This window comes from Achromobacter sp. GQ309 (genome assembly GCF_059759315.1).
This window is the reverse complement of the sequence record NZ_JCAXDP010000005.1, coordinates 1-26566: the sequence shown is the minus strand read 5'-3', so window position 1 is coordinate 26566 and position 26566 is coordinate 1. Positions and strand designations below refer to the sequence as shown.

General features: G+C 62.3%; 20 protein-coding genes and 1 pseudogene. 11 read left to right on the top strand and 10 right to left on the bottom strand.

Features of this window, described 5'->3' with window-relative positions; translation table 11 throughout:
• Positions 1-9 precede the first annotated feature (9 nt).
• The 3 genes from AC6CIE_RS16425 to AC6CIE_RS16415 all read right to left on the bottom strand — a co-directional run bounded on the left by AC6CIE_RS16425 (position 10) and on the right by AC6CIE_RS16415 (position 5595).
• Complete coding sequence (locus AC6CIE_RS16425; protein WP_498092893.1) at positions 10-1341, bottom strand: NAD(P)/FAD-dependent oxidoreductase; 1332 nt, start codon at positions 1339-1341, stop codon at positions 10-12.
• A gap of 195 nt (positions 1342-1536) precedes the next feature.
• A complete protein-coding gene (locus AC6CIE_RS16420; RefSeq protein ID WP_498092891.1) occupies positions 1537-3537 on the bottom strand; it encodes a hydantoinase B/oxoprolinase family protein in 2001 nt (666 codons plus the stop codon).
• Between the two features lie 3 nt (positions 3538-3540).
• Positions 3541-5595 (bottom strand): hydantoinase/oxoprolinase family protein, encoded by a 2055-nt coding sequence (locus tag AC6CIE_RS16415; protein ID WP_498092889.1) that lies wholly within the window; start codon positions 5593-5595, stop codon positions 3541-3543.
• A gap of 376 nt (positions 5596-5971) precedes the next feature.
• Here AC6CIE_RS16415 and AC6CIE_RS16410 point away from each other — a divergent pair, with 376 nt between their 5' ends.
• Positions 5972-7378: an ABC transporter substrate-binding protein gene (locus AC6CIE_RS16410; RefSeq protein ID WP_498092887.1), complete on the top strand. Its 1407-nt coding sequence runs from the start codon at positions 5972-5974 to the stop codon at positions 7376-7378.
• Positions 7379-7427: 49 nt separating this feature from the next.
• On the opposite strand, the gene AC6CIE_RS16405 is transcribed toward AC6CIE_RS16410, so the two are convergent.
• The 6 genes from AC6CIE_RS16405 to AC6CIE_RS16380 all read right to left on the bottom strand — a co-directional run bounded on the left by AC6CIE_RS16405 (position 7428) and on the right by AC6CIE_RS16380 (position 14455).
• Positions 7428-9101: an ABC transporter ATP-binding protein gene (locus AC6CIE_RS16405; RefSeq protein ID WP_498092885.1), complete on the bottom strand. Its 1674-nt coding sequence runs from the start codon at positions 9099-9101 to the stop codon at positions 7428-7430.
• A 2-nt stretch (positions 9102-9103) separates the two neighbouring features.
• Complete coding sequence (locus tag AC6CIE_RS16400) at positions 9104-9958, bottom strand: ABC transporter permease (RefSeq protein ID WP_498092883.1); 855 nt, start codon at positions 9956-9958, stop codon at positions 9104-9106.
• Between the two features lies 1 nt (position 9959).
• Positions 9960-10910 (bottom strand): ABC transporter permease, encoded by a 951-nt coding sequence (locus tag AC6CIE_RS16395; protein ID WP_498092881.1) that lies wholly within the window; start codon positions 10908-10910, stop codon positions 9960-9962.
• Positions 10911-10993: 83 nt separating this feature from the next.
• Positions 10994-12265 carry an NAD(P)/FAD-dependent oxidoreductase gene (locus tag AC6CIE_RS16390; protein WP_498092879.1) on the bottom strand — a complete coding sequence of 424 codons (1272 nt, stop codon included), beginning with the start codon at positions 12263-12265 and terminating at the stop codon, positions 10994-10996.
• Positions 12262-12930, bottom strand: a complete 669-nt coding sequence (locus AC6CIE_RS16385; RefSeq protein ID WP_175156046.1) for a haloacid dehalogenase type II — start codon at positions 12928-12930, stop codon at positions 12262-12264. The genes AC6CIE_RS16390 and AC6CIE_RS16385 overlap by 4 nt, the downstream gene beginning before the upstream one ends.
• Positions 12931-12988: 58 nt before the next feature.
• The gene (locus tag AC6CIE_RS16380) at positions 12989-14455 is read right to left on the bottom strand and encodes an aldehyde dehydrogenase family protein (protein WP_498092877.1); all 1467 of its coding nucleotides are present in this window, start codon (positions 14453-14455) and stop codon (positions 12989-12991) included.
• Positions 14456-14618: 163 nt separating this feature from the next.
• On the opposite strand from AC6CIE_RS16380, the gene AC6CIE_RS16375 reads away from it, so the two are divergent.
• The 7 genes and pseudogenes from AC6CIE_RS16375 to AC6CIE_RS16345 form a co-directional block, all read left to right on the top strand.
• Positions 14619-15503 (top strand): LysR substrate-binding domain-containing protein, encoded by an 885-nt coding sequence (locus AC6CIE_RS16375; RefSeq protein ID WP_498093383.1) that lies wholly within the window; start codon positions 14619-14621, stop codon positions 15501-15503.
• Positions 15504-15616: 113 nt separating this feature from the next.
• On the top strand, positions 15617-15967 hold the full coding sequence (locus tag AC6CIE_RS16370) for a cupin domain-containing protein (RefSeq protein WP_175156048.1): 351 nt from the start codon (positions 15617-15619) through the stop codon (positions 15965-15967).
• An 11-nt stretch (positions 15968-15978) separates the two neighbouring features.
• Positions 15979-17460: an NAD-dependent succinate-semialdehyde dehydrogenase gene (locus AC6CIE_RS16365; protein ID WP_498092875.1), complete on the top strand. Its 1482-nt coding sequence runs from the start codon at positions 15979-15981 to the stop codon at positions 17458-17460.
• Positions 17461-17520: 60 nt separating this feature from the next.
• Complete coding sequence (locus tag AC6CIE_RS16360; RefSeq protein WP_498092873.1) at positions 17521-18807, top strand: aspartate aminotransferase family protein; 1287 nt, start codon at positions 17521-17523, stop codon at positions 18805-18807.
• A gap of 230 nt (positions 18808-19037) precedes the next feature.
• Complete coding sequence (groES, locus tag AC6CIE_RS16355; RefSeq protein WP_006221616.1) at positions 19038-19325, top strand: co-chaperone GroES; 288 nt, start codon at positions 19038-19040, stop codon at positions 19323-19325.
• A 39-nt stretch (positions 19326-19364) separates the two neighbouring features.
• On the top strand, positions 19365-21005 hold the full coding sequence (gene groL, locus AC6CIE_RS16350; RefSeq protein ID WP_175122591.1) for a chaperonin GroEL: 1641 nt from the start codon (positions 19365-19367) through the stop codon (positions 21003-21005).
• Positions 21006-21245: 240 nt separating this feature from the next.
• A pseudogene (locus AC6CIE_RS16345) lies at positions 21246-22139 on the top strand (YihY/virulence factor BrkB family protein); the annotation flags it as partial.
• A gap of 291 nt (positions 22140-22430) precedes the next feature.
• Here AC6CIE_RS16345 and AC6CIE_RS16340 read toward each other — a convergent pair.
• Positions 22431-22916, bottom strand: coding sequence for a MarR family winged helix-turn-helix transcriptional regulator (locus AC6CIE_RS16340; protein ID WP_175122589.1), 486 nt, complete (start codon positions 22914-22916; stop codon positions 22431-22433).
• Positions 22917-23069: 153 nt separating this feature from the next.
• Here AC6CIE_RS16340 and AC6CIE_RS16335 point away from each other — a divergent pair, with 153 nt between their 5' ends.
• From AC6CIE_RS16335 to AC6CIE_RS16325, 3 genes are all read left to right on the top strand, one after another.
• Positions 23070-24527 carry a 2-hydroxymuconic semialdehyde dehydrogenase gene (locus tag AC6CIE_RS16335; protein ID WP_498092871.1) on the top strand — a complete coding sequence of 486 codons (1458 nt, stop codon included), beginning with the start codon at positions 23070-23072 and terminating at the stop codon, positions 24525-24527.
• A 106-nt stretch (positions 24528-24633) separates the two neighbouring features.
• Positions 24634-25065, top strand: a complete 432-nt coding sequence (locus AC6CIE_RS16330) for a RidA family protein (RefSeq protein WP_498092869.1) — start codon at positions 24634-24636, stop codon at positions 25063-25065.
• 103 nt (positions 25066-25168) lie between these two features.
• Positions 25169-26155, top strand: coding sequence for a LysR substrate-binding domain-containing protein (locus AC6CIE_RS16325; protein WP_498092867.1), 987 nt, complete (start codon positions 25169-25171; stop codon positions 26153-26155).
• The last annotated feature ends 411 nt before the right edge of the window (positions 26156-26566 follow it).

Below are 26566 nucleotides of genomic sequence, written 5' to 3'. Positions count from 1 at the left end.
CCCTGCCTATCAATAAATGATGTTCGGGGCCAACACCTCACCGGACAGGAATCGACCATGCGAGAGGTGTTTGAGTTCATCGGAAAGATGGCCGCTGTGGATAAGGCGTGCCAACATTCGCCCTGCGCCCGTCGCGCTGCTGAACCCATGCCCGCTGAATCCCGTGCACAGAAAGAGACCTGGTATCGCGTCACATGGGGAGACGATGGGAATGCCGTCCGGCGTGTTGTCGATCGCCCCACCCCAGGCGTAGTCCAGCATGTCCGGGCCCAACTCGGGGAACACGCGCTGCGCCTCTTCGTAGGCAGATCGGACCAGCGACATATCAGGGCTCGGATCCAGGATCCGGTTATTGACGAATGGCGACCGGTTCAAATAGAGATAAGAGAATTCGTTCCAAAGCTGACAGAAAAATTCCCGGCCAAACCGTACATTGAGATTCTTGCGGCGGCTGGCGATCAGCCCCTTGAACCGCATGCCGTACCGCAGGCTATTGGGCACGATATGCGCCGTACCCCGGCCGCTTTTTGCCAGAATGTAGCCGCCCCCCGTGCGCTCGCGTACGGCGAACTCCGGGGCTTTCAGGGGACCGTTGAAGGGCAGCCGAAAGTCATTCCGCGTTTTTGAGGCGGAAGAATGGACGTTCAGGGTGGGCAACACCACCTTCTGCTTCAGACAAAACAAAGACGACCAGGCGCCGCCAGCCAGCACGACACAGTCCGCGCGAACGATGCCGCGTTCCGTGACGATCCCCGCCAGCTGCCCGGCGCTGTAGTAGAGATCATTGACCGCACAATTCTGCAAAACGGCCACGCCATGCGTGGCGGCATACCGGGCCAACAACGGGATGGCACGCGACGGATCTGCGTAGCCATCGTTCATGGTCCGCACGCCGCCGATCCAGGGCTCTCCCGTCTGCGCGTACAGGCTGTTTGCCTGTGCCCTGGACAGCATTTCGCATTCAACACCCGACCGTTGCGCGAACTCGTACCACGTCTGCCAACCGGCCAACTCCGATTCGCTTCGCGTCACGAATGTGATGCCTGGCGCCCGGAATCCCACGTCGGCGTCGATCTCGGACGACAGCTCGGACCAGCGTTGAACGCTGAGCTTGGCCAGGCTCAATTCACGCGTATCCCTACCAAGCGTGCGGCACCATCCCCAATTGCGGCTGCTCTGCTCGGCGGCTATGCGACCTTTCTCGAACACGCCGACCTTCTTTCCCAACTTGGCAAGTTCATAGGCGGTTGCAACACCCGCCGCGCCGCCCCCGATTACCGCGACGTCCAGCCGTTCCGGCAACGTATGGCCGGTTTCAATGGTCAATAAGGATTGTTTCATCTTAGACTGAGCAGAATCCTGCATTTGCGATAGGCGCATCAATCAGCCAACGATCAACAGAATGAAGACGCAGCGGTACCCGCCGACGACCAGAAAGTCGTCGGAAGGCATTCTTCAAAGAAATATGTGCGGTACGCGCTAAGGCGGCGGACTCACGGCGACGGCCAAGGCAACCGCCGCACGCAAGTCTTCACCTCAATTGCCAACCGCCTGCAGCTGGACGTATTGCTTGCGCACCCGCTCAAAGATGGATCGAACGACGTCGCCGCTCTCGGGCACCGTGCCCTCCTTTTCCATGACTTCCAGCTCGTTGAAGATCTTGTGCTTGAGGAAATGGCGCCAGTTCGGCGGCACCGATGCCAGCACGCTGGTCAACGAGTCGTAACGCTCTGCGGTCCAAGACTGCTCGAACGCATCCCGGCCAGGGCCGTAATCGAAGTGCGGATACTGCGCCGGCCGTTTGCTCTCAGCCTGGCGGCGCAGCACTTGCGTGCGCTCGGCGTCGATGCGGCCGTCGACGATCACCACTTGATACTCGGATTCAGCGGCGGCCACCGAAACATAGCCACATTGCACGTCGCGAAGCACGCTCTCCGGGTCCCGTTCGAACGCCGGGCCGTAACCGCCGCCACCGCAACCCTCCAGACGGATCACGTCGCCTGGCTGGCAGTGAATCAGATCGCTCACGCCAAGATCTTCTTCGTGCGCGGTGTCGGGATTACGCGTGAAACGGGACACCGCGCCGGCCTTTCCGCCCAGCACGCCCCACGATCCGAATCGAGACTTGTCTCGGTTTCGGGCAGTAACGATGGAGTTGGGCGCAAACACCTTGAACTCCATGACCGTGCCCAGGCCACCCCGATGCCGCCCGGCTCCCGAGCTGTCCGGCACCAGTCCGTAGCGCGTGATCTGGATAGGCACTTCGGCTTCGTTGATCTCGACGGGCGTGTTGCGCAGGAACGCGACGATTGCGCCCGACGCTTCCGAGCCATCCCCCTCGGCCGCGCCACCCGCGCCGCCGCCAACAGGACCCAAGGCGGCGATGAAACTGCGGCCGTCGGAAGACGTGGTGCGCACGTTGACAATGCTCATGCCGCCGGCCGGGGACGCGGGCATCAGGTCAGGAATCGCCCGGGAGAACGCGCCGATCGTGGCGTACTGAACCACCTTGCAGGTGAGACTACGCATCCCCACCGCGGCGGGCGCAAGCGGATTGACCACGGTACCCTCCGGCAACACGCAGGTGGCGACACGCAGCATGCCCGCGTTAAGCAGCAGGTCGGGGTTCAGCGTATAGAGCACATAGTTCAGCCCCACCAGGGCGAGCACATGCCGCTCCTTGCCCCCTGTCGGCATGTTCAGCGATGAGCTCAACTGAGGATCACTGCCGGTAAAGTCGAACTCAAGATCCCCGCCCCGAACGCGCAGGGTCAGCATCACGCGCAGCGGCTTGCCGTTGGCCGAGTCCTCATCCGCGTACTCCGCGAACGGGTAGTCGCCATCCGGTATGTCCGACACCAGCGTGCGCGCCTGCTCTTCGGAATAGTCCAGCAGCGCCTGTATGCCCTCTTTGAACGCATCCGCGCCAAAGCGTTCGATGATTTCGAGGATGCGGCGCTCACCCGTCATCAACATCGCAATCTGCGCGTTCAGATCGCCCCGGTTTTGCTCCGGTGCGCGCACGTTGATCTCCATGAGGCGCACGAGGTCCTCATTCAAGACGCCGGCGCGCACGATCTTGGACGGCGGAAAGCGGATGCCCTCTTGCTGAACCTCGGTCAGGGTCCGAGACAGGGACGCCGGCACTGCCCCGCCCATATCGGTATTGTGAATGTGTCCACCAACAAAGCACATCAGCTCGCCGTTGTGGAAGACCGGCTTCCACATCATGATGTCCGGCGTGTGCGTGGCGACATAGCCGCTGTACGCGTCGTTCGTCATGCCGATATCGCCCGGCTCGAAGGGTCCCGTCATCTGGATCACGGAACCGAAGTCCAGACCGGGATACCACGTTGCACCCAGCGTCTTGGGCGACGCGAACGTCAGGCCTTCCGGCGTCATCAGCGTGCAGGAGAAGTCTTCCGTTTCCTTGACGAAGGCCGAATGGGCCGTGCGGATCAAGGTATAGGCCATGCTTTCCGCGGCCGCCACGCAGTAATTGGCGAAAATTTGCAGGGTAGATTTATCGAAACTCATGACCTATGCTCCAGCTTGATCCACAGACTTGATTTCCAGATTGCCGTACGCATCCACATGGACGTTGTACCCAGGCAGAACCGTCGTGGTGCAATCGTCCTGCGCCACGATGGCCGGGCCATCAAACGTGTGGCCCGCGAGCAGGTCGGCACGGCGGTACATCGGAACCGAGCGCAGCGCGCCATCCAGCCACACCTCGACGGTCCTGGACGGAATGCTGGCGTCCTTCGCACGTTCGATTTCTCGCAGTTGGGGCTTTGGCGTATGCGAGGTGATGACCAGACGCAATGCCACGACCTGAAGCGGAGCTGCCTCGTCGCTGTGGCCATACAGGCGCCGGTGCTCAGTGTGGAAAGCGGCGCTCACCTCGCGCATGTCGCCATCGCGCAGCCAGTCCGGCTTGAGCGGCGTGTCGATTTCGAACGATTGGCCGCGGTACCGCATGTCAGCCGACACTTGAATCGACGCCTTGTCCGGGTCTCCGCCCTCGGCGGACAACCATTCGCGCGCCTGGGCCTCGAGCAGGTGCATTTCCTTCTGCAGCGCCCGGGTGGTGTCCTCGGTCAAGTCGTAGTACGTGGTCTTCACAAAATCGTTCTTCAAGTCGGCGATCAAGCCGCCCAGCGCGGACAACACGCCAGGCGTGGTCGGCACCAGCAGCTGCCCGACGTTTAAGGCGCGAGCCAGGTAGCAGGCCATCATCGGCCCGGCGCCCCCAAACGGCATGAGCGTAAATTCGCGCGGATCCACACCGAAACGCGAGATGATGCGACTCACGCCCGCATACATGCTGGAGACGGACACGTTGACAATCGCTTCCGCGGTGGCCAGGAGATCCTTGCCCAGCTTTTCCGCCAGGGGCGCAATGGCATCGCGAGCGGCTTGCACGTCCACCTTGACCGCGTTGTAGCCGAGCTCCGCATTGCCGATCACGCCCAGGACCGCGAACGCATCGGTGATGGTGGGCTGCGTGCCGCCGCGGCCGTAACACACCGGTCCGGGATTGGAGCCGGCGCTGTCAGGCCCCACCTTCAGCACCCCGAAACGGTCAACCCACGCGATGGAGCCGCCGCCGTCTCCCACGGAAGATACGGACACCGACGGAATGTGGATCTGGAAGTCTCCGATGTATTCGCCCGTTGCGTACTGAGGCTCGCCATCGATGATGAGCGCCATGTCGGCCGTGGTGCCGCCAATGTCCAGGCTCATGCAGCGCTTGACGCCGCATTGCTGCGATACGTATGCCGCGCCAATCACCCCGGACGCCGTGCCCGAGAGAATCATCTGCACGCAGTTGTTCTTGCCGTACTCCGCGCTCATCACGCCACCATTGGATTTGGTGACCTTCAGATCGACGCCCACGCCCGATTTGCTCAGTGCTGCCTGCAGACTGGTCAGATAGTGCGAAACGCGCGGCTGCACGTAGCCGCCGATGACGGCGGTCAGCGTGCGCTCGTACTCACGGATGATCGGCCAGACTTCGTGCGAGCACGACACGAACATGCCCGGGAGCGCGCCTTGAATCAGCTCCTTGACCTGAAGCTCGTGCGCAGGGTTGCGGTAGGAATGCAGTAGCGACACCACCACGCCTTCGCATCCCGCGGCTTGCAGCGCTTTCGCCGCGGCCAGGACGCTGGCTTCGTCCACGGGTGTTTCCACCGTGCCGTCGGCAGCCATGCGCTCGACCACACCCACGACGCGATCCCGCGTGATGAGGGGAGCGGGACGCTTGGACTTCAGGTGGTACATATCGGGGATCTTCAGGCGCGCGATCTCCAACACGTCTTCGAAGTGCTTCGTCGTGATCAGCCCCAGCTTGAGCCCCTTGCGCTGCACGACCGCATTCACGCCGACGGTTGTGCCATGCGTGAAGTACGCGACGTCCGACGGCTCAATCCCGTAACGTTCGGTCAGCTGCTTCATGCCTGCCAGCACCTCACTGCCCGGGTCATCCGGGCGCGAGAAGACCTTCAAGGTCCGGATCGTGCGATCCGCCTCGTCCAGGACCGCAAAGTCAGCGAACGATCCGCCAATATCAACTCCGATTCTCAAGCCCATCGTCTTGCCTACCTTATTGCGAGAGGTGTTGTGATTGCAGACGAGTGTAAGAACTGGGATTCCATATGACAAATTCGTATGTGGCGGGAGGCCATGCGGTTTTGATATGAGTTTGGCGGGTGCGAAACGCCCATATCAAAAGCGCATGGAGTGTCGAGAAAGATTTATTTGAGGACATGAAATTTCGCTCATAGACTTGATCGTGGCACAAACCGCTGCAGTGACACCGCTAGGCATATATAGAAGGGGAAGTACCATGAAAACGACAAGGCGAGGCTTTATCTCCATCTGCACGACCGCCGGTGCATTGGCCCAGTTTCCCTCACTCTCTTGGGCGCAAGAAACGCCGAAAAAAGGGGGCAACGTCAAAATCGCAGTGCAAAACAGTTCCGTATCGGACACGCTGGACCCTGCCAAAGGGGCCCACTCCGCGGACTGGACGAAACAGTTCTGCCTGTTCAACGCGCTGACCGAATTCAACGCATCGATGAAGCCTGACCTCGCGCTGGCCGAACGCATCGAAAGCAGCGATGGATCAAACTGGAACATCGCGATCAAGAAGGGCGTACTGTTTCATGATGGCTCGGAGCTGACTGCCGAGGACGTGGTCTATTCCCTGTCGCGTCACAAGGATCCCGCAACGGCGTCCAAGGCCATCGCGATCGCCAATGGGTTCAAGGAAATCAAGGCGGTGGGCAAGCATGAGCTGACGCTGACCATCGCCAAACCTGACTTCGATCTGCCGTCGGTGCTGGGGAGCAGCTACTTCCTCATCGTGAAGAATGGAACCACCGACTTCAGCAAGCCCGTCGGCACCGGCCCCTTCAAGATCGACTCGTTCACGGCTGGCGGCAAGTTCTCCGCAAAGCGCAACCCCAATTACTGGAAGAGCGGGCTGCCTCATCTGGACTCGGTGGAAATTTTTGGGGTTACCGACAATGCCGCGCGCGTCAACGCTGTCCTCGCCGGCGACGTCGACATCTGCGCGCTTGTCGAAACCCGCTATGCCAAGCAGGTCGAGGGGAGCAAGAACGTCAACTTGGTTGTCAACAAGCTGCCCCTGTATACCGACCTCATCCTGCGGCAAGACCATCCCATTGCAGGCAATCAGGACTTCGTCGCGGCCGTGCGCTACATGCAGGACCGCAAGCGCATGCTTGATGGCGTGATGCAGGGCTACGGCGCCATCGCCAATGACCACCCTGTCGCCCCTTGGGATCCCTACTTCCTCGAAGGCCTGCCGCAGCGTCCGTTCGACCTGGACAAAGCCAAGTACCACATGCAAAAGAGCGGCCTGGCGGGGCAGACACTTGAGGTGATCTGCCAACCCGGCATCGCCACGTCTGTCGAGGGCGCACAGTTTCTGCAGGCGTTCGGCGCCAAGGTGGGCTTCAACTTCAAGGTCAGGCAAGTGCCCACGGATGGCTACTGGTCGACGTACTGGACCAAGTTTCCCATCACCTACGGTTCAATCTCCAACCGTCCCAATGTGGGCATGATCTTCGATCTGTTCTATCGGTCGACGTCCAGCACCAACGAGGCGCACTGGAAAGAGCCGAAGCTCGATCAGCTGTTGGACTCGGCCCGGGCGGAAGGAGACTTCGACAAGCGCAAAGCCATTTACGGCGATATGCAGACGCTGGTTCACGAAAGTTCGGGCACCGTCATTCCGGTCTTCACGGCGATTCTGGACGCGATGTCCAAGAACATCCGGGGCTATGTGCCGAATCCCTCGGGAATGAACATGGGATTCCGGCTGGCCGAATCCATCTGGCGGGCGTAAGCGGCCAATAGAAAAGGGGGGCTCGGCCCCCCTTTTTTTATTTGCCGTCCTAAGCCGGCACGGTCACCTGCGCCCGGCGGTCCCGCATTCGCACGCTGGCCGCTTCCAGCCACCCCTGCCGCAATTCCGGCACGGAGTCGATCAGCATGTCCGTGTAGGCATGACGCGGCTGCGTCAGCAGCGCATCCCGCGGGCATTCATCGACTTTCCGGCCCTGGTACAGAACGGTGATGTCATCGCAAGTCGTTCTGACGGTCGAGATGTCGTGACTGATGAAAATGTAGGACATCTGCAGTTCGTGACGCAGTTCCACCAGCAGATCCAGAATGGCGGCGCCCACCACCGTGTCCAGTGCCGAGGTGACTTCATCGCAGATGATGAGTTCGGGGTCGGCCGCCAACGCCCGCGCCAGGTTGACGCGCTGCTTCTGTCCGCCGGACAGCTCGGCGGGACGCCGCTGCGCCACCGACAAAGGCAGTTTCACCATATCCAGCATGCGCGCCACGCGCGCGGCCATCTGGTTGGGTGCGCAGCGTTCAAATACCTTGAGCGGGCGGGCCAGAATTTCGGCCACGCTGTGCGAGGGATTCAATACCTTATCGGCATTCTGAAACACCAGCTGAATCCGGCGATAGAGATCCTTGTTCCGATCGCGAAGCTCGCCCGGCAAAGGTGCGCCGTCAAAGATCACCTCGCCCCTCGCGGGCGCCAGCAAACCGGCGACCACATAGGCCAACGTGGATTTTCCGCTGCCCGACTCGCCGATCACGCCCATGGTAGTGCCGCGCCGGACAACCAGACTGACATCATCCAGAATTTTCACGGCGGGCATCCCTGCCGCATTGCGCTTGCCATAGCCCGCGGTCATGCCACGGATTTCGAGCAGGGGCGCCTGCTCCGCGGCGTGCCGGGCATCGCCGTCGCTCAACCGCGATACGGGCAGCGCGGCCGCCATCAAGCTACGCGTGTAAGGATGCGAAGGCGCCTCGATGATCGTCGTGATTTCGCCCTGCTCCTGCATTTCGCCATTGCGCAGGACCAACACCCGATCCGCGACCTGGGACACGACGGCGAGATCGTGCGACACGTAAACCGCACTGATGCGCAGCGTTTGTATCGCCTGCTTGAACGCATTCAGCACTTCGATCTGGGTAGTGACATCCAGAGCCGTCGTGGGCTCGTCAAAAATTACCACCTGCGGGTCGGACATCAGCGCCATCGCGGCCATCAGCCGCTGCAGCTGCCCACCGGACACCTGATGCGGGTATCGATCCCCAATCGTCTGAGGAGATGGCAACGCCAAGGATTGGAACAGCCCGATCGCCTTTTCACGCGCCTGTTTCCGATCCATCAGCCCATGCACGCACACGCCTTCGATGACCTGGTCGATGATTCTGAGGGAAGGATTGAAGGAGGCGGATGCGCTCTGCGCCACGTACGCCACACGCGTGCCGCGCAGCGCATACAGCTCCTTGCGCGAGGCTGAGGTCACCTCGGAACTCCCCACCTGGATTCGGCCTCCCGCTATCCGGCAACCCGGCTTGGCGTAACCCAGCAACGAAAGCGCAATGGTCGTCTTTCCCGACCCCGATTCTCCAATCAGGGCGAGCACCTCGCCTTCATTGATGGAAAAGCTCACGCCCTTGACGATTTCATGCTCGCGGCCGTCGGCGCCGCGGGCGACGACCCGCAGATCGTCAACATCAACCAAGCGATTAGTCATCTTTAACTCCCTGCGCGCGAGCGCTTGCGGATCGCCAGGCTGTCGATGAACAGATTGGCGCCGATCGTCAACGTGGCAATGGCGACCGCAGGCATCAGCACGGCCGGCGCCCCCGACGCAAGGCCGGACAGGTTTTCACGTACCAACGATCCCCAGTCCGCGTTGGGCGGCTGCACGCCCAGCCCCAGAAAGCTCAGGCCGCTGAGCATCAGCACGTTGTAGACGAAGCGCAGTCCAAAGTCGGCCATCATCGGATGAATCATGTTGGGCAGGATGTCCCTGCACGCGATGTACAGTTTGCTTTCCCCGTTCAGGCGGGAAACCGTGACGTACTCCATTTCGTTCAAACCCAGCGCTTGCGAGCGGGCAATGCGATAGGCGCCTGGCATGTACACCACCGCAGCCGTCAGAATCAGCACGGGCAGCGAAGAACCGTAGATGGCCACCATCAGAAGCGCCAGGATCTTGCTGGGCAGGATCAGCAGGGAATCCATCACCCGGCTCAGTCCTTCGTCAATCCATCCGCCGATCACCACAGAAATCAACGCCAGCAGCGTGCCGCACACGCTGGCCAGTAATGTTGCGACCAGCGCCAGGCCGATCGAGTAACGCGCGCCCAGCAGAATCCGGCTCAGCAGATCCCGGCCCAGAAAGTCGGTTCCCAAGGGATTCGCGGCAGTCCAGGTGCCGAAGATGGGCCCGTCGCCGAAATCGAGTGCGCCGTACGGGGCGATCCAGGGGCCAAAAATCGCAATGAGGATCCAGAAGACCGATATGCTCAGTCCTATCCGGCCGGCCAGGGAAAGCGACAGGAAGAAGCGTCCGCATGAGCGAGGAAGGTGTAGAAATGTCGTCATGTCAGCGCAGCTTTGGATTAAAGATGATCGTAAAGATATCGGCGACCAACAACAGCAACAGATAGCACGCGCTGAAGAACAACACGCAAAACTGCACGACGGGAAGATCCCGGTTGCTCACCGCGTCGACCAAGGTGCTGGCCAGGCCCGGGTAAGAGAAAATCGTCTCCACGATGATCACCCCACCCAGCAGGTAGGACAAGCTCAGCGCCATGGCGTTGACGATGGGGCCGATTGCATTGGGCAAGGCATGACGCAGCACGATGCGCGTGGGCTTCAGGCCTTTGAGGACGCACATTTCCACGTAGGCGGCGTCCAGCTGATTGATCAGCGCGGCGCGTGTCATCCGGGCCATCTGGGCCACCACCACACAGCACAAGGTCAGTACGGGCAGGCCATACGCCTTGAAGAACCCCGCGACCGTGGAGACGTCCGCTCCCAAGGACAGCGCAGACATCCACCGCAGTTGCACGGCAAAGATCAGCACCGCCAACGTGGCGACCAGGAACTCGGGCACGGCCACCACCGACATCGTGCCGATCCCGATGACGCGATCCAGGCGAGACCCCCTATACATGGCGGACAGGATTCCCAGGAACAGCGCGATGGGAACCGATGCTGCCGTCGCCGCGGCGGCCAGCATCAGGGAGTTCGGAATCCGCGGCGCGACGATGGTCTTTACCGGCACGCCCCCCGCATACGAGATGCCGAAGTTGCCGGTCATGAAATTGCCAAGCCACGTGAAGAAGCGCAACACGGCGGGTTGATCCAGGCCGAGCTGAGCCCGAAGCGCAGCCACGGTCTCGGGCGTCGCCGCTTGTCCCAGCGCCATCTGCGCGGCATCACCGGGAAGCAGGCTGGACATGAAGAACACCAGCGCGCACACGATGAACAGCGTGACTAGTCCAATCCCGATGCGCCGACAGACCATGCGCAGAATGAGACTATTCATATCGACCTGCCTTTTTCAAAACCATCACCAGTCCTTCGATTGACGGATCGCACGCTTCGCGCCAGAGCGCGCAGGACGATCTATCAATAAAACGCGTCTTTGAAGCGAAAGTACAGTCCCGCCAGCGGCAAGAACCAATTGCGGCCGGCGTACCCGGGAACTGCAGGCCAATCTTCGCGGGCCCAGGGGTTTTTGCGCGGAACGCCACGCACGATGTCCGCCATCAGGTCGCCCAGATACACGGACATCTGCGTGCCATGTCCGCTATAGGCCAAAGCGTAATAGAGGCCGTCGTGTTGCCCTGCCCCTGGTAGCCGGTCCGCGGTCGCCTCCACCAGCCCTCCCCAGCAGTAATCGATCCGGACGCCGTTCATCGCAGGCAGCAACTGCTGCAGCTTTTGCTCCAGAATCTTGCCGCTCTTCCTGTCGGAAGCCGGATTGCTTTTGGCAAAGCGGGCGCGCCCGCCCCAAACCAGACGGTGATCCCGCGTCGTTCGGAAGTAGTTCCCGAAGTTCAGGCTCGTGACGTAGTTGCGGCGCCGCGGAAGCACCTGATCGAGCAGATCCGGAATCGGCTCGGTCACGATCACGAAACTGCCAACGGGCACGATGCGGCGCTGCCACCACTCGAAGGGGCCGTGATCCGATCGTCCGGTGGCCAGCAACACGCGGTCGGCGTGGATCTCCCCTTTTCCGGTGGTGACCCGGTACTGATCGCCGGCAACACGCGTCAAGCCGGTTACCGCGGTGTTCTCGAGAATGCGTGCACCATGACGCACTGCAGCCGTCGCCAGGCCAGAACCGAACTTGCCCATGTGCATCTGGGCGCCGCGCGGATCGAGCATCCCGCCATGGAAGGCGTCCGATGCCAGTTCTTCGCGCACTTGCGCCGCGGAAAGCACCTCGACAGGCGCGCCGACATGCCGGCGAAGCGCGTCGTGATTACGAACCAGTCCGGGAAAGTGCTTGGCCTTGCTGGCGAGCTTCAACTTGCCACACCGCGAAAAATCGCAATCGATGCGCTCTTCGGCAATGACGTGTTCGACGAACTCGACCGCGTCGTCATACGCCCGGGTATAGCGCAGCGCGGTGTCCAACCCATACTTCTCGATAAGGTCGGCAAACCCTTGCGCGGTGCCGGGACTGCAATGTCCGCCATTGCGCCCGGAAGCCTCGCCTTGAATTCTTCCGGATTCCAGGACCACGACATCCACGCCAGCCAACGCCAGTGATCGCGCGGCGGAGAGACCGGTAAAGCCGGCGCCCACGACCACGACGTCTGCACGGGCGGGCAAGTCCGTTGCCCCGCCTGTAAAGGCCGGCGCGGTATCGAGCCAGTAAGGAGCGAGCTTCATAGACCGACGACGGCAGGCAGACCACCGATATTCTTGATCTCGGTGTACTCGTAGAAGGGGTTGGCGGGCTCATGGCCGCGATTGACCCACACCTTGTTCTTAATCCCCAGGTCATACGCCGACATCAGGTCGTAGCGCAGGCTGGAGGAGACGTGCAGAATATCTTCGGGCCCGCAGTTCAGCGCATCGAGCATGTATTCGAAGGCGCCGTACCGTGGCTTGTAGAACTGTGCTTGCTCGGCCGTGAAAACTTTGTGAAACGGCGCGCCCAGTTTTTCGACGTTGTGGCCGATCTGCGCATTGGCGGCGTTCGAGAAGATGACGAGAGGGAATTCCTTCGCGACCTCCGACAGGCCGGCGGGCACATCGGGATGCGGCCCCCAGGTGGGCACGGCATTGTAGATAGCGAGGCCATCGGCCTCATCGTAGGCGACGGCCCACCGCTTGCACGTGCGCTCGACGGCGTTGCAGATGACCTCGCGGAACGGCTTCCAGGCGCCAAGCACCTCGTCCAGGCGATAGCCGCGAAAACTCTCGATGAACCCCGGCATGTCAGCCGCACTGACGCGGTCCTGGTAGCGGGCGCGGGCAGCGCCCGCCATGTCAAAGTTGGTCAACGTGCCGTAGCAGTCGAACGTGATGTACTTCGGTTTGAAGATGGCCATGATGTTGCCTTCGAAAAATCGCTGGAAGGGTTTGCTGGCTCAAGCCAGCATAGAACTGCTAGAAGTCGACAAGCACGCTCTTGTATCGGAGGTTCGCCTCAAAGGCTTGGCGCCCGAGGTCCTTGCCCAATCCCGATCCTTTGAATCCGCCGGTGGGCAGGATGAAATCCCACGTACGTCCGAACCTGTTTACCCACACCGTGCCCGCTTGAATTCGGCGGACCGCACGCAGCGCCCGGCTGATGTTCTGCGTGTGAACGCCCGCCGCCAGGCCGTAGGTCGGATGGTCGGCCAGAGCCAGGCCCTCCTCCTCATCGCCGAAGGTCTGCACGGTGAGGACAGGGCCGAAGATTTCCTCACGTACCGCGGCCATGCCGGCATCCACGCCCGCCAGGAGCGTGGGCTGATAGAAATGTCCGCCCAAATCCACGTCGAAAAAGTCGCCGCCGCACAGCGCCTGGGCGCCGTCGGCCATCGCGCCTTGCACCGCAGCATGGACTTTCCTGGCCTGCGTCTCGTTGATCAAGGGGGGAAAATTCGTCGCCGCGCGCCACGTCGGGCCCGGCTGGAAATGGGCAATCTGCCGTGTGATCTCATCGACAAGCTGCGAGGAGATGCCCTGCTGAACGATCAACCGCGTTCCCGACACGCACGCCTGGCCCGCGTTGGAGGTGAACCCCTTTACGATCCGGGCCGCAAGATCCGGCACATCGCCTGCATCGTCAAAGACGAGCTGGGGACTTTTGCCGCCAAGCTCCAAGGTCACGGGCTTGGTGCCATGCCTTGCACAGTCGCTCATGATGGCGGCGCCCGTTGCAGTCGATCCCGTGAACGAAATCTTGCCGATCAACGGGTGACGCACCAGCGCGGCGCCGGCTTGGCTTCCCCGTCCTTGAACGACGTTGAAAACCCCAGCCGGCAAGCCTGCTTCCACGGCCAGTTCGGCAAATCGCAGGGCGGAAAAAGGGGTCAACTCGGAAGGCTTGAGGACGATGGCGTTTCCCGCCGCCAGCGCGGGGGCACATTTCCAGGACGCCATCGACAGCGGAAAATTCCAGGGCGCCACGGCACCCACGACACCATAGGGCTCCGGCAACACCATTCCCAAGCTATCCGCGCGGGTTGGCACGGCATCGCCACCAAACTTGTCTGCGCATTCGGCAAAAAAGCGGATGCACTCGGCCGTAAAGGGAAGGTCGAATTGATAGGCGTCCTTGATGAGACGCGTGGAACCCAGCGCCTCGAGCTGCGCCAACTCCATGGCGTTTGCCTCCAGCAGATCGGCCCAGCGCATCAGCACTCGCGCCCGCTCCCGAGGCGCCCGGCTACCCCAGCCGCTGGTGCGCCAGGCCTCATGCGCGTTTTGCACCGCACGATCAACCTGGTCCGCTGTCGCGTCGGGGATAGCCCCCATGACACGGCTGTCGGACGGCCGCAGGACGTCGATGGCGGGGCCGCCGGTGACTAGCTGCCCACCGATGAAATGCCCCGTTGGAACCCTTATCGAGTCTGGTTCGAAATCCATCGTATCCGTCCTTCGGCGCGCGGGCCACAAGCTCTAACTGCAGGTCTTTTGACTGTTCATCAGGCTGAAATCTACGACCCTTGAAGGATTCTAGAAAAAACCCAGGCATATGACTAATTCACATACAATCGGACCGTATACGCTTTTGATATGGGGTATGCCGATGCTGAACTTCCGCCAAGTCGAGGCCTTTCGAGCGGTCATGCTGTCACTTTCCATGACCCAGGCGGCCAAAGAGCTACATACGTCTCAGCCGAACATCAGCCGGGTGATCGGGCAGCTGGAGCGGCGTATCGGCCTCAAGCTGTTTGAGCGACATGCGGGCAAACTGGTCCCTACCCTCGAGGGGCAAGTTTTTTTCCGCGACGTCGAACGAACCTTTGCCGGCCTGCGCGGACTGGAGTCATCGGCCGACGCAATTCGAAAGCGCGGTGCCGGGCGGCTGCGAATCGCGTCCGTGCCTTCGATGGCCATGGTCGTCGCCCCGGACGCCATCAATCTCTTTTCGAAAGCGTATCCCGACGTGGACGTGACGTTGGAGGTGACCGATTCCGTCAGCGTCTGCCAATGGGTCACGACCGGCTACGCAGATGTCGGCATCGCCTCCGAGATCTTCAACAACACCAGCATTGAGTACGAGGTGGTGAAGGACAACGTGGGCGTTTGCATCACCCATCCGGACCATCGCCTGGCCAAAAAGAAGCGGCCCATCACCGCCAAGGACCTGGCAGGCGAAAAATTCCTGTCCTTGCGGGCCAGCGACACCATGCGCAAAAAAATCGACGCCGCATGCCAGGTGGACGGCGAAGAAAAGCGTGTGCTGGCGTACGAATCGCATTTCGCTGCGGCCATCTGCCACATGGTCGCTTGCGGCATGGGCGTCAGCGTGGCGAACCCTCTCGTCGCGCGCAATTACGGCGGGCAGATCGCCATGCTGACCTTCAAACCAGACGTCCAATTTCCGACGTATCTTGTGTACCCGCTCAACAGTCCCACCAACATGCTGGCCAAGGCTTTTGCTTCCGCGATGCGCGAATGCGTCATGTAGCGCCGCATATCGAAACTGCATAGGCTCGCGCCAAATTATTATTTGACGACATCTGACGGGCACTCTTAGGCTTCGCGTGTTCGGCTGCAAGTTGCAGCTTTCCGGAGCCTCACATGAGCATCACCGTCCTCAAGCAATCATCGGGTATCGCGTTACCCGATGACGGCCCCCTCGCCGCATCGCAAACCCAACCCCCCAGTCGTACCGGAACCCTGCATGTGCCGCTGGACGGCGCGGGAGAGAACCGAACGGGCGTCTGGGAATGCTCGCCGGGACGCTTCAACCGCCAGTTGGCCAATGCCGAGCTGATGCACATCCTGGCAGGTGAGTGCACCTTTACGCCGGAGGGCGAAGATGCCCATGAAATCCGGGCGGGCGACACCCTGTTCTTCCCCGCGCACACGCGCGGCGTCTGGGAAATCAAGCAGACACTGCGCAAAGTGTTTGTCGTGTTTGCCCAGTGAGGAGAATCCACATGCCATTCCGCTTCCAGCGCGCGGACCTCCTGCAAGAGTCGAACTTCATCGACGGCCATTGGCGCGCCGCCGCAGAGGGCCGCACTTTCCCTGTGTCCAATCCCGCAACGGGCGAGACGTTCGCCACGGTCGCCGACAGCGGCGCGCAGGATGCCGAAGCGGCGTTGCAGGCCGCTCACTCGGCGTTCAGTAGCTGGCGCAAAGTGCCTGCCAAACAACGGGCCCAGATCATCAAGCGGTGGAATGACTTGATCGTCGCGAACGAGGAAGACCTCGGACGCCTTATTTCGACCGAACAGGGCAAACCCCTCGCGGAAGGCAAGGGCGAAGTCGCTTATGCCGCCAGTTATGTCGAGTGGTTTGCCGAAGAGGCCACACGCGCCGACGGCGAGATCATCGCCGCGCCAACCCCAGGACGCCGCATGTTTGCACTGCGTGAGCCGGTGGGCGTGATTGCCGCGGTCACGCCGTGGAACTTTCCGGCCGCGATGATCGCCCGCAAGATCGCCCCTGCCTTGGCTGCCGGGTGCACGGTCGTCTGCAAACCGGCCGAAGACACGCCGCTGACCTCGCTCGCGCTAGTCAAGCTTGCGCAGGAGGCCGGCGTTCCAGCCGGCGTTCTCAACATCGTCACGGCCTCACGCGAGCGCGCAAGTGAAGTCGTGGACGTCTGGCTGGACGACGCCCGCGTGCGCAAGATCACCTTTACCGGCTCAACCCCGGTCGGCAAGCATCTGGCCCGCCGGTCGGCAGACACGCTCAAGAAGCTGTCGCTTGAACTGGGAGGTAACGCACCGTTCATCGTCTTCGACGACGCCGACATCGATGCTGCTGTCGACGGTTTGATGGCGGCGAAGTTCCGCAATGGCGGGCAGACGTGCGTCTGTCCCAACCGTATTTACGTCCAGGACGCCGTGCATGACGCGTTCGTCAAAAAACTGGTCGATCGCGTGTCGAACCTGAAGGTCGGCCCGGCCGATGAGCCGGCTTCCCAGATCGGCCCGATGATCAACGCGCGGGCGGTCGACAAGATCGAGCGGCATGTACGGGATGCGGTCGCGCGGGGCGCGAAGATTGAGACGGGTGGCGAGCGCCTGGTTCGTGCAGGCCAACAGGGTGCGTTCTATTACGCACCCACGGTATTGACGAATGTGGACGCCGCCATGGCGTGCTCCTGCGAAGAGACCTTCGGCCCGATCGCACCGATCACGCGCTTTGCCGACGAATCGCAAGTGGTTGAGGCCGCCAATGCCACACCCTTCGGGCTTGCCGCGTATTTCTATTCGCGCGACGTTCGCCGGATCTGGCGACTGGCAGACGAACTGCAGGCGGGAATTGTCGGCATCAACGAAGGTGCGGTCGCCGCCGAAGCTGCCCCGTTCGGCGGGGTTAAAGACTCGGGCTATGGCCGCGAAGGGTCGCGTCACGGCCTGGATGAGTACATGCACATCAAGTATGTCTGCCAGGGTCAGCTCGATTGACACGCTTCCCTGCCTAAAGCCTGAACAGCCCTCATCTCTAATTTTCAAGGTATCAAAGTCATGCCACGCGGAAATCAATCCCACGTCGACGCGCGCACACAGAGTGTTCCTCACGGCGTCGTCACCGCTCATCCCATCTTCATCGACAAGGCCAAAGGCTCCCTGGTCTGGGATGTCGAAGGCCGACGGTACATCGACTTCGTAGGCGGAATCGGCGTGCTCAACGTCGGACATAATCATCCCAAGGTGGTCGAGGCCGTGCGCGGACAGCTGGAACGCGTCTCGCACGCCGCATTCCAAGTCGCGGGCTACGACGTGTACGTTGATCTTGCAGCCCGGCTGAACAAATTGGTGGGCGGCGATGAGGCCTACAAAACCCTGCTGGTGACCACAGGCGCGGAAGCGGTGGAAAACGCCGTGAAGATTGCTCGCGCCTACCGCAACGTGCCGGGCATCATCGCGTTCCGGGGCGGCTTTCATGGGCGAACGCTTCTGGGATCCACGCTGACCGGATTCAGCGCGCCTTATAAGCAGAATTTCGGGCCGTTTGCGGGCGAGGTGTATCACACGGCTTATCCCGATCCGTACCGTGGCGTGTCCAGCCAGGACGCCCTCCGGGCACTGGACAATCTCTTCGCGACGCAAATCCTGCCGGAACGCGTCGCAGCCATCATTCTTGAACCGGTCCAGGGCGACGGCGGATTTTTGCCTGCCGGCGCCGAATTCCTGAAAGCGCTTCGTGCCCTCACCACGAAGCACGGCATTGTGCTCATCGTGGATGAAATACAAGCCGGGTTCGGGCGTACCGGCACGATGTTTGGCTTCCAAACTGCAGGAATCCAACCCGACCTGGTGACCGTTGCGAAAAGCCTCGCCGGGGGCTTGCCTCTTGCCGGTGTCGTGGGGCGCGCAGAGATCATGGACGCGCCTGCGCCAGGCGGCCTCGGCGGCACGTACGCAGGCAATCCCCTTGGTTGCGCGGCAGCCCTCGCGGTCCTTGACGTCTTTGAGGAAGAGGACCTGCTTGCACGAGGTCGCGAACTCGGCGCATCACTGCGCGCTGGCCTGGATTCCATGGCTGCCGAGTTCCCCGAAATTGGCACCGTGCGCGGCGAGGGCGCCATGCTCGCGCTGGAATTCGTGATGGACGGCGATCCTTTCCGGCCGGATGCTGCGTTCGCTCAAGCGGTGATCGATCGATGCCGCGAAGGGGGGCTGCTCGTCATCAAGTGTGGGGTGGAGCGCAACAATGTACGTTTGCTGGCCCCCCTGAATACCCCACCCGAACTGGCACGAGAAGCGCTACAGATTTTGCGCGACGCCATCGTTAAAGCTCGCAGAAAGTAGGCCAACCTTGCACAAAACGGGGCGTTCGGCGGTGTCTACCGCCGGCGCCCCGTTTTTTATCTGATCACCAAGACGCCGGGATCCCTGCCCTGGCGCCCAAATATGTAACAGCGCCCCGCCCCCCCTTGAACCTCAGAACATCATCCCTATAATTAGCACTCGACTCCGGTGAGTGCTAACGCCTCCCGGGCAACCGACCACCTCTTTCATTTAGTTAACAGGAGTTCCTCATGGCCTTGCGTCCCCTGGGCGATCGCGTGATCGTCAAACGCCTCGAAAACGAGCGCAAGACTGCCTCGGGCATCGTCATCCCCGACAGCGCCGCTGAAAAGCCCGACCAGGGTGAAGTCGTGGCCGTCGGCCCCGGCAAGAAGACCGAAGACGGCAAGATCCTGCCGGTCGACCTGAAGGCTGGTGACAAGGTTCTGTTCGGCAAGTACGCCGGCCAGTCCGTGAAGGTTGATGGCGAAGAACTGCTCGTCATCCGCGAGGACGAAATCCTCGCCGTGGTTCAGTAAATCTCCCGCCTCAAACGAATTTTCGAAGGAAGCTAAGAAATGGCTGCCAAGCAAGTATTGTTCGGTGATGACGCTCGTGTGCGCATCGTCCGTGGCGTGAACGTTCTCGCCAACGCTGTCAAGACCACCCTGGGCCCCAAGGGTCGCAACGTCGTGCTGGAGCGCTCGTTCGGCGCCCCGACCGTGACCAAGGACGGCGTGTCCGTCGCCAAGGAAATCGAACTGAAGGACAAGTTCGAAAACATCGGCGCCCAACTCGTCAAGGACGTCGCGTCCAAGACCTCCGACAACGCCGGTGACGGCACCACGACCGCCACCGTGCTGGCCCAGGCCATCGTTCAGGAAGGCCTGAAGTACGTTGCTGCCGGTTTCAACCCGATCGACCTGAAGCGCGGCATCGACAAGGCTGTCGCCGCCGCCGTCGCTGAACTGCAAAAGCAATCCAAGCCGGTCACGACCAGCAAGGAAATCGCCCAAGTCGGTTCCATCTCGGCCAACAGCGACACCTCCATCGGCCAGATCATCGCTGACGCGATGGACAAGGTCGGCAAGGAAGGCGTCATCACCGTCGAAGACGGCAAGTCGCTGGAAAACGAGCTGGACGTCGTCGAAGGCATGCAATTCGACCGCGGCTACCTGTCGCCCTACTTCATCAACAACCCGGACAAGCAAGTTGCCGTCCTGGACGACCCGTTCGTCCTGATCTTCGACAAGAAGATCAGCAACATCCGCGACCTGCTGCCCGTGCTGGAACAAGTTGCCAAGTCGAGCCGTCCCCTGCTGATCATCGCGGAAGACGTCGAAGGCGAAGCGCTGGCCACCCTGGTTGTGAACAACATCCGTGGCATCCTGAAGACCACCGCCGTCAAGGCCCCGGGCTTCGGCGACCGCCGCAAGGCCATGCTGGAAGACATCGCCATCCTGACGGGCGGCACGGTGATCTCCGAAGAAACCGGCATGTCGCTGGAAAAGGCCGGTCTGGCTGAACTGGGCCAAGCCAAGCGCATCGAAGTGGGCAAGGAAAACACCACGATCATCGACGGCGCTGGCGACAGCAAGTCCATCGAAGCCCGCGTCAAGCAAGTGCGCGTGCAGATCGAAGAAGCCACGTCCGACTACGACCGTGAAAAGCTGCAAGAACGCGTGGCCAAGCTGGCCGGCGGTGTTGCCGTGATTCGCGTTGGCGCTGCCACCGAAGTCGAAATGAAGGAAAAGAAGGCTCGCGTCGAAGACGCCCTGCACGCCACCCGCGCTGCAGTGGAAGAAGGCGTTGTGGCTGGTGGCGGCGTTGCGCTGCTGCGTGCCAAGCAAGCCATCGCTGACCTGAAGGGCGACACGCCTGACCAGAACGCCGGCATCAAGCTGATCCTGCGTGCTGTGGAAGAACCCCTGCGCACCATCGTCACGAACGCCGGCGAAGAAGCCAGCGTGGTGGTCAGCAACGTGCTGGGCGGCAAGGGCAACTACGGCTACAACGCCGCGACCGGCGAGTACACCGACCTGGTCGAGCAAGGCGTGCTGGATCCCACCAAGGTGACCCGCACCGCCCTGCAAAACGCTGCCTCCGTCGCCAGCCTGCTGCTGACGGCCGAAGCCGCCGTTGTTGAACTGGCTGAAGACAAGCCCGCTGCTCCGGCCATGCCCGGCGGCATGGGCGGCATGGGCGGCATGGACTTCTAAGTCCCGCTGTTCTTGCAAGGCCTCCCCGGCTTCGGCCGGGGAATGCAGTATCCGAAAAACCCCCGGTCCTTCGCCCCGGGGGTTTTTTTTTTGCGCACCGAAATGGCGCCCGATACTTTGCGTGTTGTTTCAGTAGCGGCAAATATCCCGGCGTTTGAAAACGTTTGCCAACAATCTGACCGTATCTGGGGCTTGTACGCGTCCCTACAATGAAGGCTCGCCCTACCGAGACATTGCGCCATGCGACTGCCCAGAACCGTTCTGCAAGTACTGCGACCCTCACAGATCGGCGGTTTGCTGATGGACTCAGCCAAGCAATGGTCCAGCCATCGCGCGTCCAGCAAGGGCGCCGCACTGGCGCTGTACATGGTGTTTTCGCTGGCCCCGATGCTGCTGCTGGTGATTGCGGTGGCGGGCGCGTTCTTTGGCGAAGAAGCCGTGCGTTCCGAACTGTTTGCGCAGTTGCGCGACCTGATCGGCGAGCGCGGCGCCGAGGTGATCCAGACGGTACTTGCCAGTGCGCACGAATCCGGCAGCGGCTGGATTGCGGCCATGGTGTCGATCGGCGTGCTGATCTTCAGCGCCACCACCGCCTTCGCGGAATTGCAGGCCAGCCTGGATGAGTTGTGGGAAGTGCAGGCCAACCAGAAGAGCGGCATTAAAGGGCTGGTGCGAAGCCGCCTGCTGTCGTTCGGTCTGGTGCTGGTGCTGGCGCTGTTCCTGCTGGTGTCGTTGACCGTGAACGCCGCGCTTGCTGCTGCGCGCGGCATCTATGGCTCGCTCTGGGCCAATTCGACCTTCTCGATCGTGGCGGAGTGGGCGTCCAACCTGTTTTCGTTTTCGGTCGTGGCGGCGCTGTTTGCCGTGATCTTCAAGCTGCTGCCCAGCGCCAGGATTTCGTGGCCGGACGTCATCCCGGGCGCCGTCGTGACGGCCGCCCTGTTCCTCTTGGGCAAGTGGGGCATCGGGCTGTACTTGAGCCGCGGCGCCGCAGTGTCCGCTTACGGCGCCGCGGGTTCGCTGATCGCCCTGCTGCTGTGGATCTGGTATTCCGCGCAGATCTTCTTCTTTGGCGCCGTGTTCACGCGCCAGTTTGCGTTGCGGTTTGGGAAGGTGGAACGGCCGCGGCAGGCAGCCGCGCAGATGCCGCCGCGCACGTCGTCGCCGACGCCTGCACCGGCAAGCGCACACCCGGTCCCTCCAGCGTCTTCGCACATGACTCCGCAGACGCATACTCAAACGCCCGCGTCGACATATCCACAGGCGCCTTCGCAAGCGTCTTCGCAAATGCCTCCGCAGGCGCATCCTCAAGCGCCTGCGCCGACCTATCCACAAGCGCCCTCGCAAGCGTCTTCTCAAACGCCCCCGCCTGCGCCAGTTCCCAAAAGCGAGAGCTGACTCGCCGCGATATCTGCGGCGTCCGCATCAAGGCGCGGGCGCGGTTTCCAAACCTGCCATCAGACGCAAACACTGCAGGAACACCGGCCGCAATTCCTCCGGAATTGGCGCCAGCACCTGCGCCTCCACCTCCGCGTCTCGGGGCAGGACACGCGCGAGCAGCGCCGCCCCTTCCGGCGTAATCTCCAGCGCATAAGCGCGTCCATCTTCCGCCGACCGCGTCCGGCGCACGTACCCCTTCTTCGTCATCCGCGCGATCATTTCCGCAAAGGAATTCCGATCCAGCGCGATCAGCTCGGCGATGCGATTCTGCGTCGCGCCGGGATTCTGATAGACCGTGACCAGCAACGCCTTCTGGCGCGGGGTCAGGTCTTCGTCCGGAAACGCCTGCGTGAAAAGCGCCTCGGCCCGGAAATGCGCACGGCGCAGCAAGTGCGACGCCACATGCGTCAGGTCAAATTCCTTAAGGGTCCGGGCGGAAGCCGGTCGGGCGGATCGGGAAGCGGCGGTCATCTGGCGTCCATGGAATGTGCCTGGCGATTGTAGGCGCAGCCGTCCTCGCAAATGCGCATTGACTTGGATTCGCCCTCTGCCTAATATCCGCCAATATAGTACGTATACGTATTTATATGAACCACCCCATCTGACTCCAACGGGAATACGCCGATGCCGACTCGCCAACTGCGCAACTACCTGGACGGCCGCTTCGAAAACGGCGCGTCCACCTTCGACAAACACAGTCCGGTAGACGGGCAACTGATCGCACAGGTGCATGAAGCCAGCCGCGACCAGGTCGACCGCGCCGTCATCGCGGCGCGGCGCGCCTTGCCCGCCTGGGCGGCGCTGCCCGTGGCGGCGCGCACCGACTACCTGCTGGCGCTGGCAGACGGCATAGAGCGCCGGTTCGACGACTTCCTGCAAGCCGAGATCGGCGACACCGGCAAGCCCATCGGCTGGGCCGGCAAGATCGACATCCCGCGCGGCGCGGCCAATTTCCGCACCTTTGCGGAACTGGCGCGCACGCTGGACATGGAAAGCTATATGACCGACACGCCCGACGGCCGCCAGGCGTTGAACTACGCCTACCGCAAGCCGCTCGGCGTGGTCGGCGTGATTTCGCCCTGGAACCTGCCGCTCCTGCTGCTGACCTGGAAAGTCGCGCCCGCGCTGGCGTTCGGCAACACCGTCATCATGAAGCCGTCCGAAGTCACGCCGTCCACCGCCACCCTGCTCGCCGAAGTCGCGCACGACGCCGGCCTGCCGCCCGGCGTCCTGAACCTGACGCATGGCTTTGGCCCGAACTCGGCCGGCGAATTCATGACCACGCATCCCGACATCGACGGCATCACCTTCACCGGCGAATCCTCCACCGGCGCCGCCATCATGCGCGCTGTAGCGCCCGGCGTGAAACCCGTGTCGTTCGAGCTCGGCGGCAAGAACGCCGCACTGGTCTTCGCCGACGCCGACTTCGACGCGGCCGTCGACGGCGTCACGCGCTCGGTCTTTGCCAACTGCGGCCAGGTCTGCCTGTGCACCGAGCGTGTCTACGTCGAGCGCCCGATCTACGACCGCTTCGTCGGCGCGCTCGCGGACCGCGCGCGCGCCATGCGCATCGGCTGGCCGCTGGACCCAGACACCGAAATGGGACCGCTCGTCTCGCGCGAGCATCGCGAAAAAGTGCTGTCCTACTTCGCCCTCGCCCGCGAGGAAGGCGCAACGGTCGTCACCGGCGGCGGCGTGCCCGTCTTCGGCGACGCCCGCGATGAAGGCGCCTACGTGCAACCCACCATCTGGACCGGCCTGTCCGAAGACGCCCGCTGCATCAAGGAAGAAGTCTTCGGCCCCGTCTGCCACATCGCCCCCTTCGACACCGAGGACGAAGCCATCCGCCTGGCCAACGACACCCGCTACGGCCTGGCCGCCGCCGTCTGGACCCAGAACCTCACGCGCGGCCACCGTGTCGCCCAGGCCATGCGGGTCGGCCTTGCGTGGGTCAATTGCTGGTTCCTCCGCGACTTGCGTACGCCATTCGGCGGCAGCGGCCTTTCCGGCATCGGCCGCGAAGGCGGACGCCACTCGCTGCACTTCTACACCGAACCCACCAACGTCTGCATCAAGCTCTGATAACGCGAGAACGCCCCTCAAACCTCTGCATCAAGCTCCGACAGCACTACCCCGCACCGGCAACGTCAGCATCAAGCGCTGCCACCTCGACACAAAGGACCGCAAGATGAACCAGCCTATCCCCACCGCCACCGTCGTCCCCGGCAAGGCCACGCCCCGCGGCAAGTATCCCCACATCAAACGCGCCGGCGACTTCCTGTACGTCTCCGGCACCAGCTCGCGCCTGCCCGACAACCGCATCGCCGGCGCCGAGGTCGACGCCATGGGCACCACCACGCTAGACATCCGCGCACAGACCCGCGCCGTCATCGAGAACATCCGCGACATCCTCGCCACCGCCGGCGCCACGCTTGCCGACGTCGTCGAGATCAGCACTTTCCTGGTCAACATGAACGACTTCGGTGGATACAATCAGACCTACGGCGAGTTCTTCGACGCCGACGGTCCGGCGCGCACCACGGTTGCGGTGCACCAGCTGCCGCACCCGCATTTGCTGATCGAAATAAAAGCCGTCGCCTACAAGCCCGCCGCCCGCTAGCCCACCCCGGCGATCCGGACAACGCACCAAGGGCGGCGGCATGTCGGACTCACCCAGGGAACAGGATCATCGTCCACGGCTGCGCGCCGGGGCGGCCGCACGGATGTCGAACTTCCGCATAACGCCCAACGCGCTGAGCCACAAGCTCAAGCTGCATCAGCTCCAGATCTTCGAACGCGTCCTGGCGCGCCGCTCGCTGTCGCGCGCCGCCAGCGAACTGCACCTGACGCAACCCACCGTCACCAAGGCCATCCACGACCTCGAAGCGTTCTTCGGCTCGACCTTGTTCGAACGCTCCAACCGCGGCGTCACCCCCACCGAACTCGCCCTCGTGCTGGGCCGCCGCGTGCACGCCATGATGGCCGAAGTGCGCTACATGGCCGACGACATCGACGCCGTCCTGGGCGGCGCCAGCGGCCACGTCGTCGTCGGCACCTTGATTGCCGCCTCCGCCAAACTCCTGCCCGAAGCCATCGCGCGCCTCATGACCGAACACCCCGGTATCCAGGTCACTGTCCGCGAAGGCCCCTCCGCGCAATTGCTGCCCGCGCTCGCCACCGGCGACGTAGATATCGTCGTCGGCCGCCTGCCCGGCGCGGATATGGCTTCGATCTCCGGCGTCGCTGTCGATCATCACAAGCTCTACCACGAAGACCTGTGCCTGGTCGTCGGCGCCCGTCATCCGATGGCTGGCGCCCCGGATGTGGCCTTGGCGGATTTGATGGATCACATCTGGATCCTGCCCGCGCCGACGTCGCCGCTGCGAGCGTCGATAGAGCGCACGTTCTTTGACGCGGGATTGCGTTTGCCTGCGCGGCATGTTGAGTCGCTGTCACTCTTGACCAACATTGGCGTGCTGATGCATAGCGACGCGCTGGCGCTTATTCCCTATGACGCTGCGGCGCAGTTTCTTTCGATGGGCATCCTGGCACGCCTGCCTACGAATGTGTTTGGCGCGTTTGGGGATGTGGGGTATTCGATCAGAGCCGATCGGCCGTTGACGCCGGCTTGTCAGCGGCTGGTGGATTATTTGAAGCAGATTACGGCACAGCGGCTAGCGCCGACGGAAGATCCGACGAGCAATATTTAAGACCGGAGCCGCACGATGGCTGATGGCGACCGAGCTTCGTAGGCCGGTGTCAGACACCGGGGAGGCACCGGCTCAATGCGGTACGTCAATGCAGGGGTGTCAGACACCTCGTATGAGAGCCGGCTGGCTAGCTAATGATGCACGTCAGAGCAAATGCTTAGAACACAAAAATTCTGACACTCCCGGTTTGAGGCCGGCGCTGCGGCGTCACGCACCCTCCTAATCGCAGCCACACGCGAAGCGTCATAACGACGACGCAAGACGCCGCGTAAGCCCCACCAGGCCGCCCGCGCGGCCGGTGTGGGGCGGGCACCGCAAGCCGCTTCAAACCCGCGCCGACGCGGACAAAAACCTCAAGAACCCAACCCGCCCCGCCGGCCGCCAAGCTGATTTCATCGCAGCCGGGTGCGT

Excerpts from the sequence above, each read along its gene's own strand:
- AC6CIE_RS16425 (WP_498092893.1), bottom strand. The coding sequence starts at position 1,341 with ATGAAACAATCCTTATTGACCATTGAAACCGGCCATACGTTGCCGGAA.
- AC6CIE_RS16420 (WP_498092891.1), bottom strand. The coding sequence starts at position 3,537 with ATGAGTTTCGATAAATCTACCCTGCAAATTTTCGCCAATTACTGCGTG.
- AC6CIE_RS16415 (WP_498092889.1), bottom strand. The coding sequence starts at position 5,595 with ATGGGCTTGAGAATCGGAGTTGATATTGGCGGATCGTTCGCTGACTTT.
- AC6CIE_RS16405 (WP_498092885.1), bottom strand. The coding sequence starts at position 9,101 with ATGACTAATCGCTTGGTTGATGTTGACGATCTGCGGGTCGTCGCCCGC.
- AC6CIE_RS16400 (WP_498092883.1), bottom strand. The coding sequence starts at position 9,958 with ATGACGACATTTCTACACCTTCCTCGCTCATGCGGACGCTTCTTCCTG.
- AC6CIE_RS16395 (WP_498092881.1), bottom strand. The coding sequence starts at position 10,910 with ATGAATAGTCTCATTCTGCGCATGGTCTGTCGGCGCATCGGGATTGGA.
- AC6CIE_RS16390 (WP_498092879.1), bottom strand. The coding sequence starts at position 12,265 with ATGAAGCTCGCTCCTTACTGGCTCGATACCGCGCCGGCCTTTACAGGC.
- AC6CIE_RS16385 (WP_175156046.1), bottom strand. The coding sequence starts at position 12,930 with ATGGCCATCTTCAAACCGAAGTACATCACGTTCGACTGCTACGGCACG.
- AC6CIE_RS16380 (WP_498092877.1), bottom strand. The coding sequence starts at position 14,455 with ATGGATTTCGAACCAGACTCGATAAGGGTTCCAACGGGGCATTTCATC.
- AC6CIE_RS16375 (WP_498093383.1), top strand. The coding sequence starts at position 14,619 with ATGCTGAACTTCCGCCAAGTCGAGGCCTTTCGAGCGGTCATGCTGTCA.
- AC6CIE_RS16370 (WP_175156048.1), top strand. The coding sequence starts at position 15,617 with ATGAGCATCACCGTCCTCAAGCAATCATCGGGTATCGCGTTACCCGAT.
- AC6CIE_RS16365 (WP_498092875.1), top strand. The coding sequence starts at position 15,979 with ATGCCATTCCGCTTCCAGCGCGCGGACCTCCTGCAAGAGTCGAACTTC.
- AC6CIE_RS16360 (WP_498092873.1), top strand. The coding sequence starts at position 17,521 with ATGCCACGCGGAAATCAATCCCACGTCGACGCGCGCACACAGAGTGTT.
- groES (WP_006221616.1), top strand. The coding sequence starts at position 19,038 with ATGGCCTTGCGTCCCCTGGGCGATCGCGTGATCGTCAAACGCCTCGAA.
- groL (WP_175122591.1), top strand. The coding sequence starts at position 19,365 with ATGGCTGCCAAGCAAGTATTGTTCGGTGATGACGCTCGTGTGCGCATC.
- AC6CIE_RS16340 (WP_175122589.1), bottom strand. The coding sequence starts at position 22,916 with ATGACCGCCGCTTCCCGATCCGCCCGACCGGCTTCCGCCCGGACCCTT.
- AC6CIE_RS16335 (WP_498092871.1), top strand. The coding sequence starts at position 23,070 with ATGCCGACTCGCCAACTGCGCAACTACCTGGACGGCCGCTTCGAAAAC.
- AC6CIE_RS16330 (WP_498092869.1), top strand. The coding sequence starts at position 24,634 with ATGAACCAGCCTATCCCCACCGCCACCGTCGTCCCCGGCAAGGCCACG.
- AC6CIE_RS16325 (WP_498092867.1), top strand. The coding sequence starts at position 25,169 with ATGTCGAACTTCCGCATAACGCCCAACGCGCTGAGCCACAAGCTCAAG.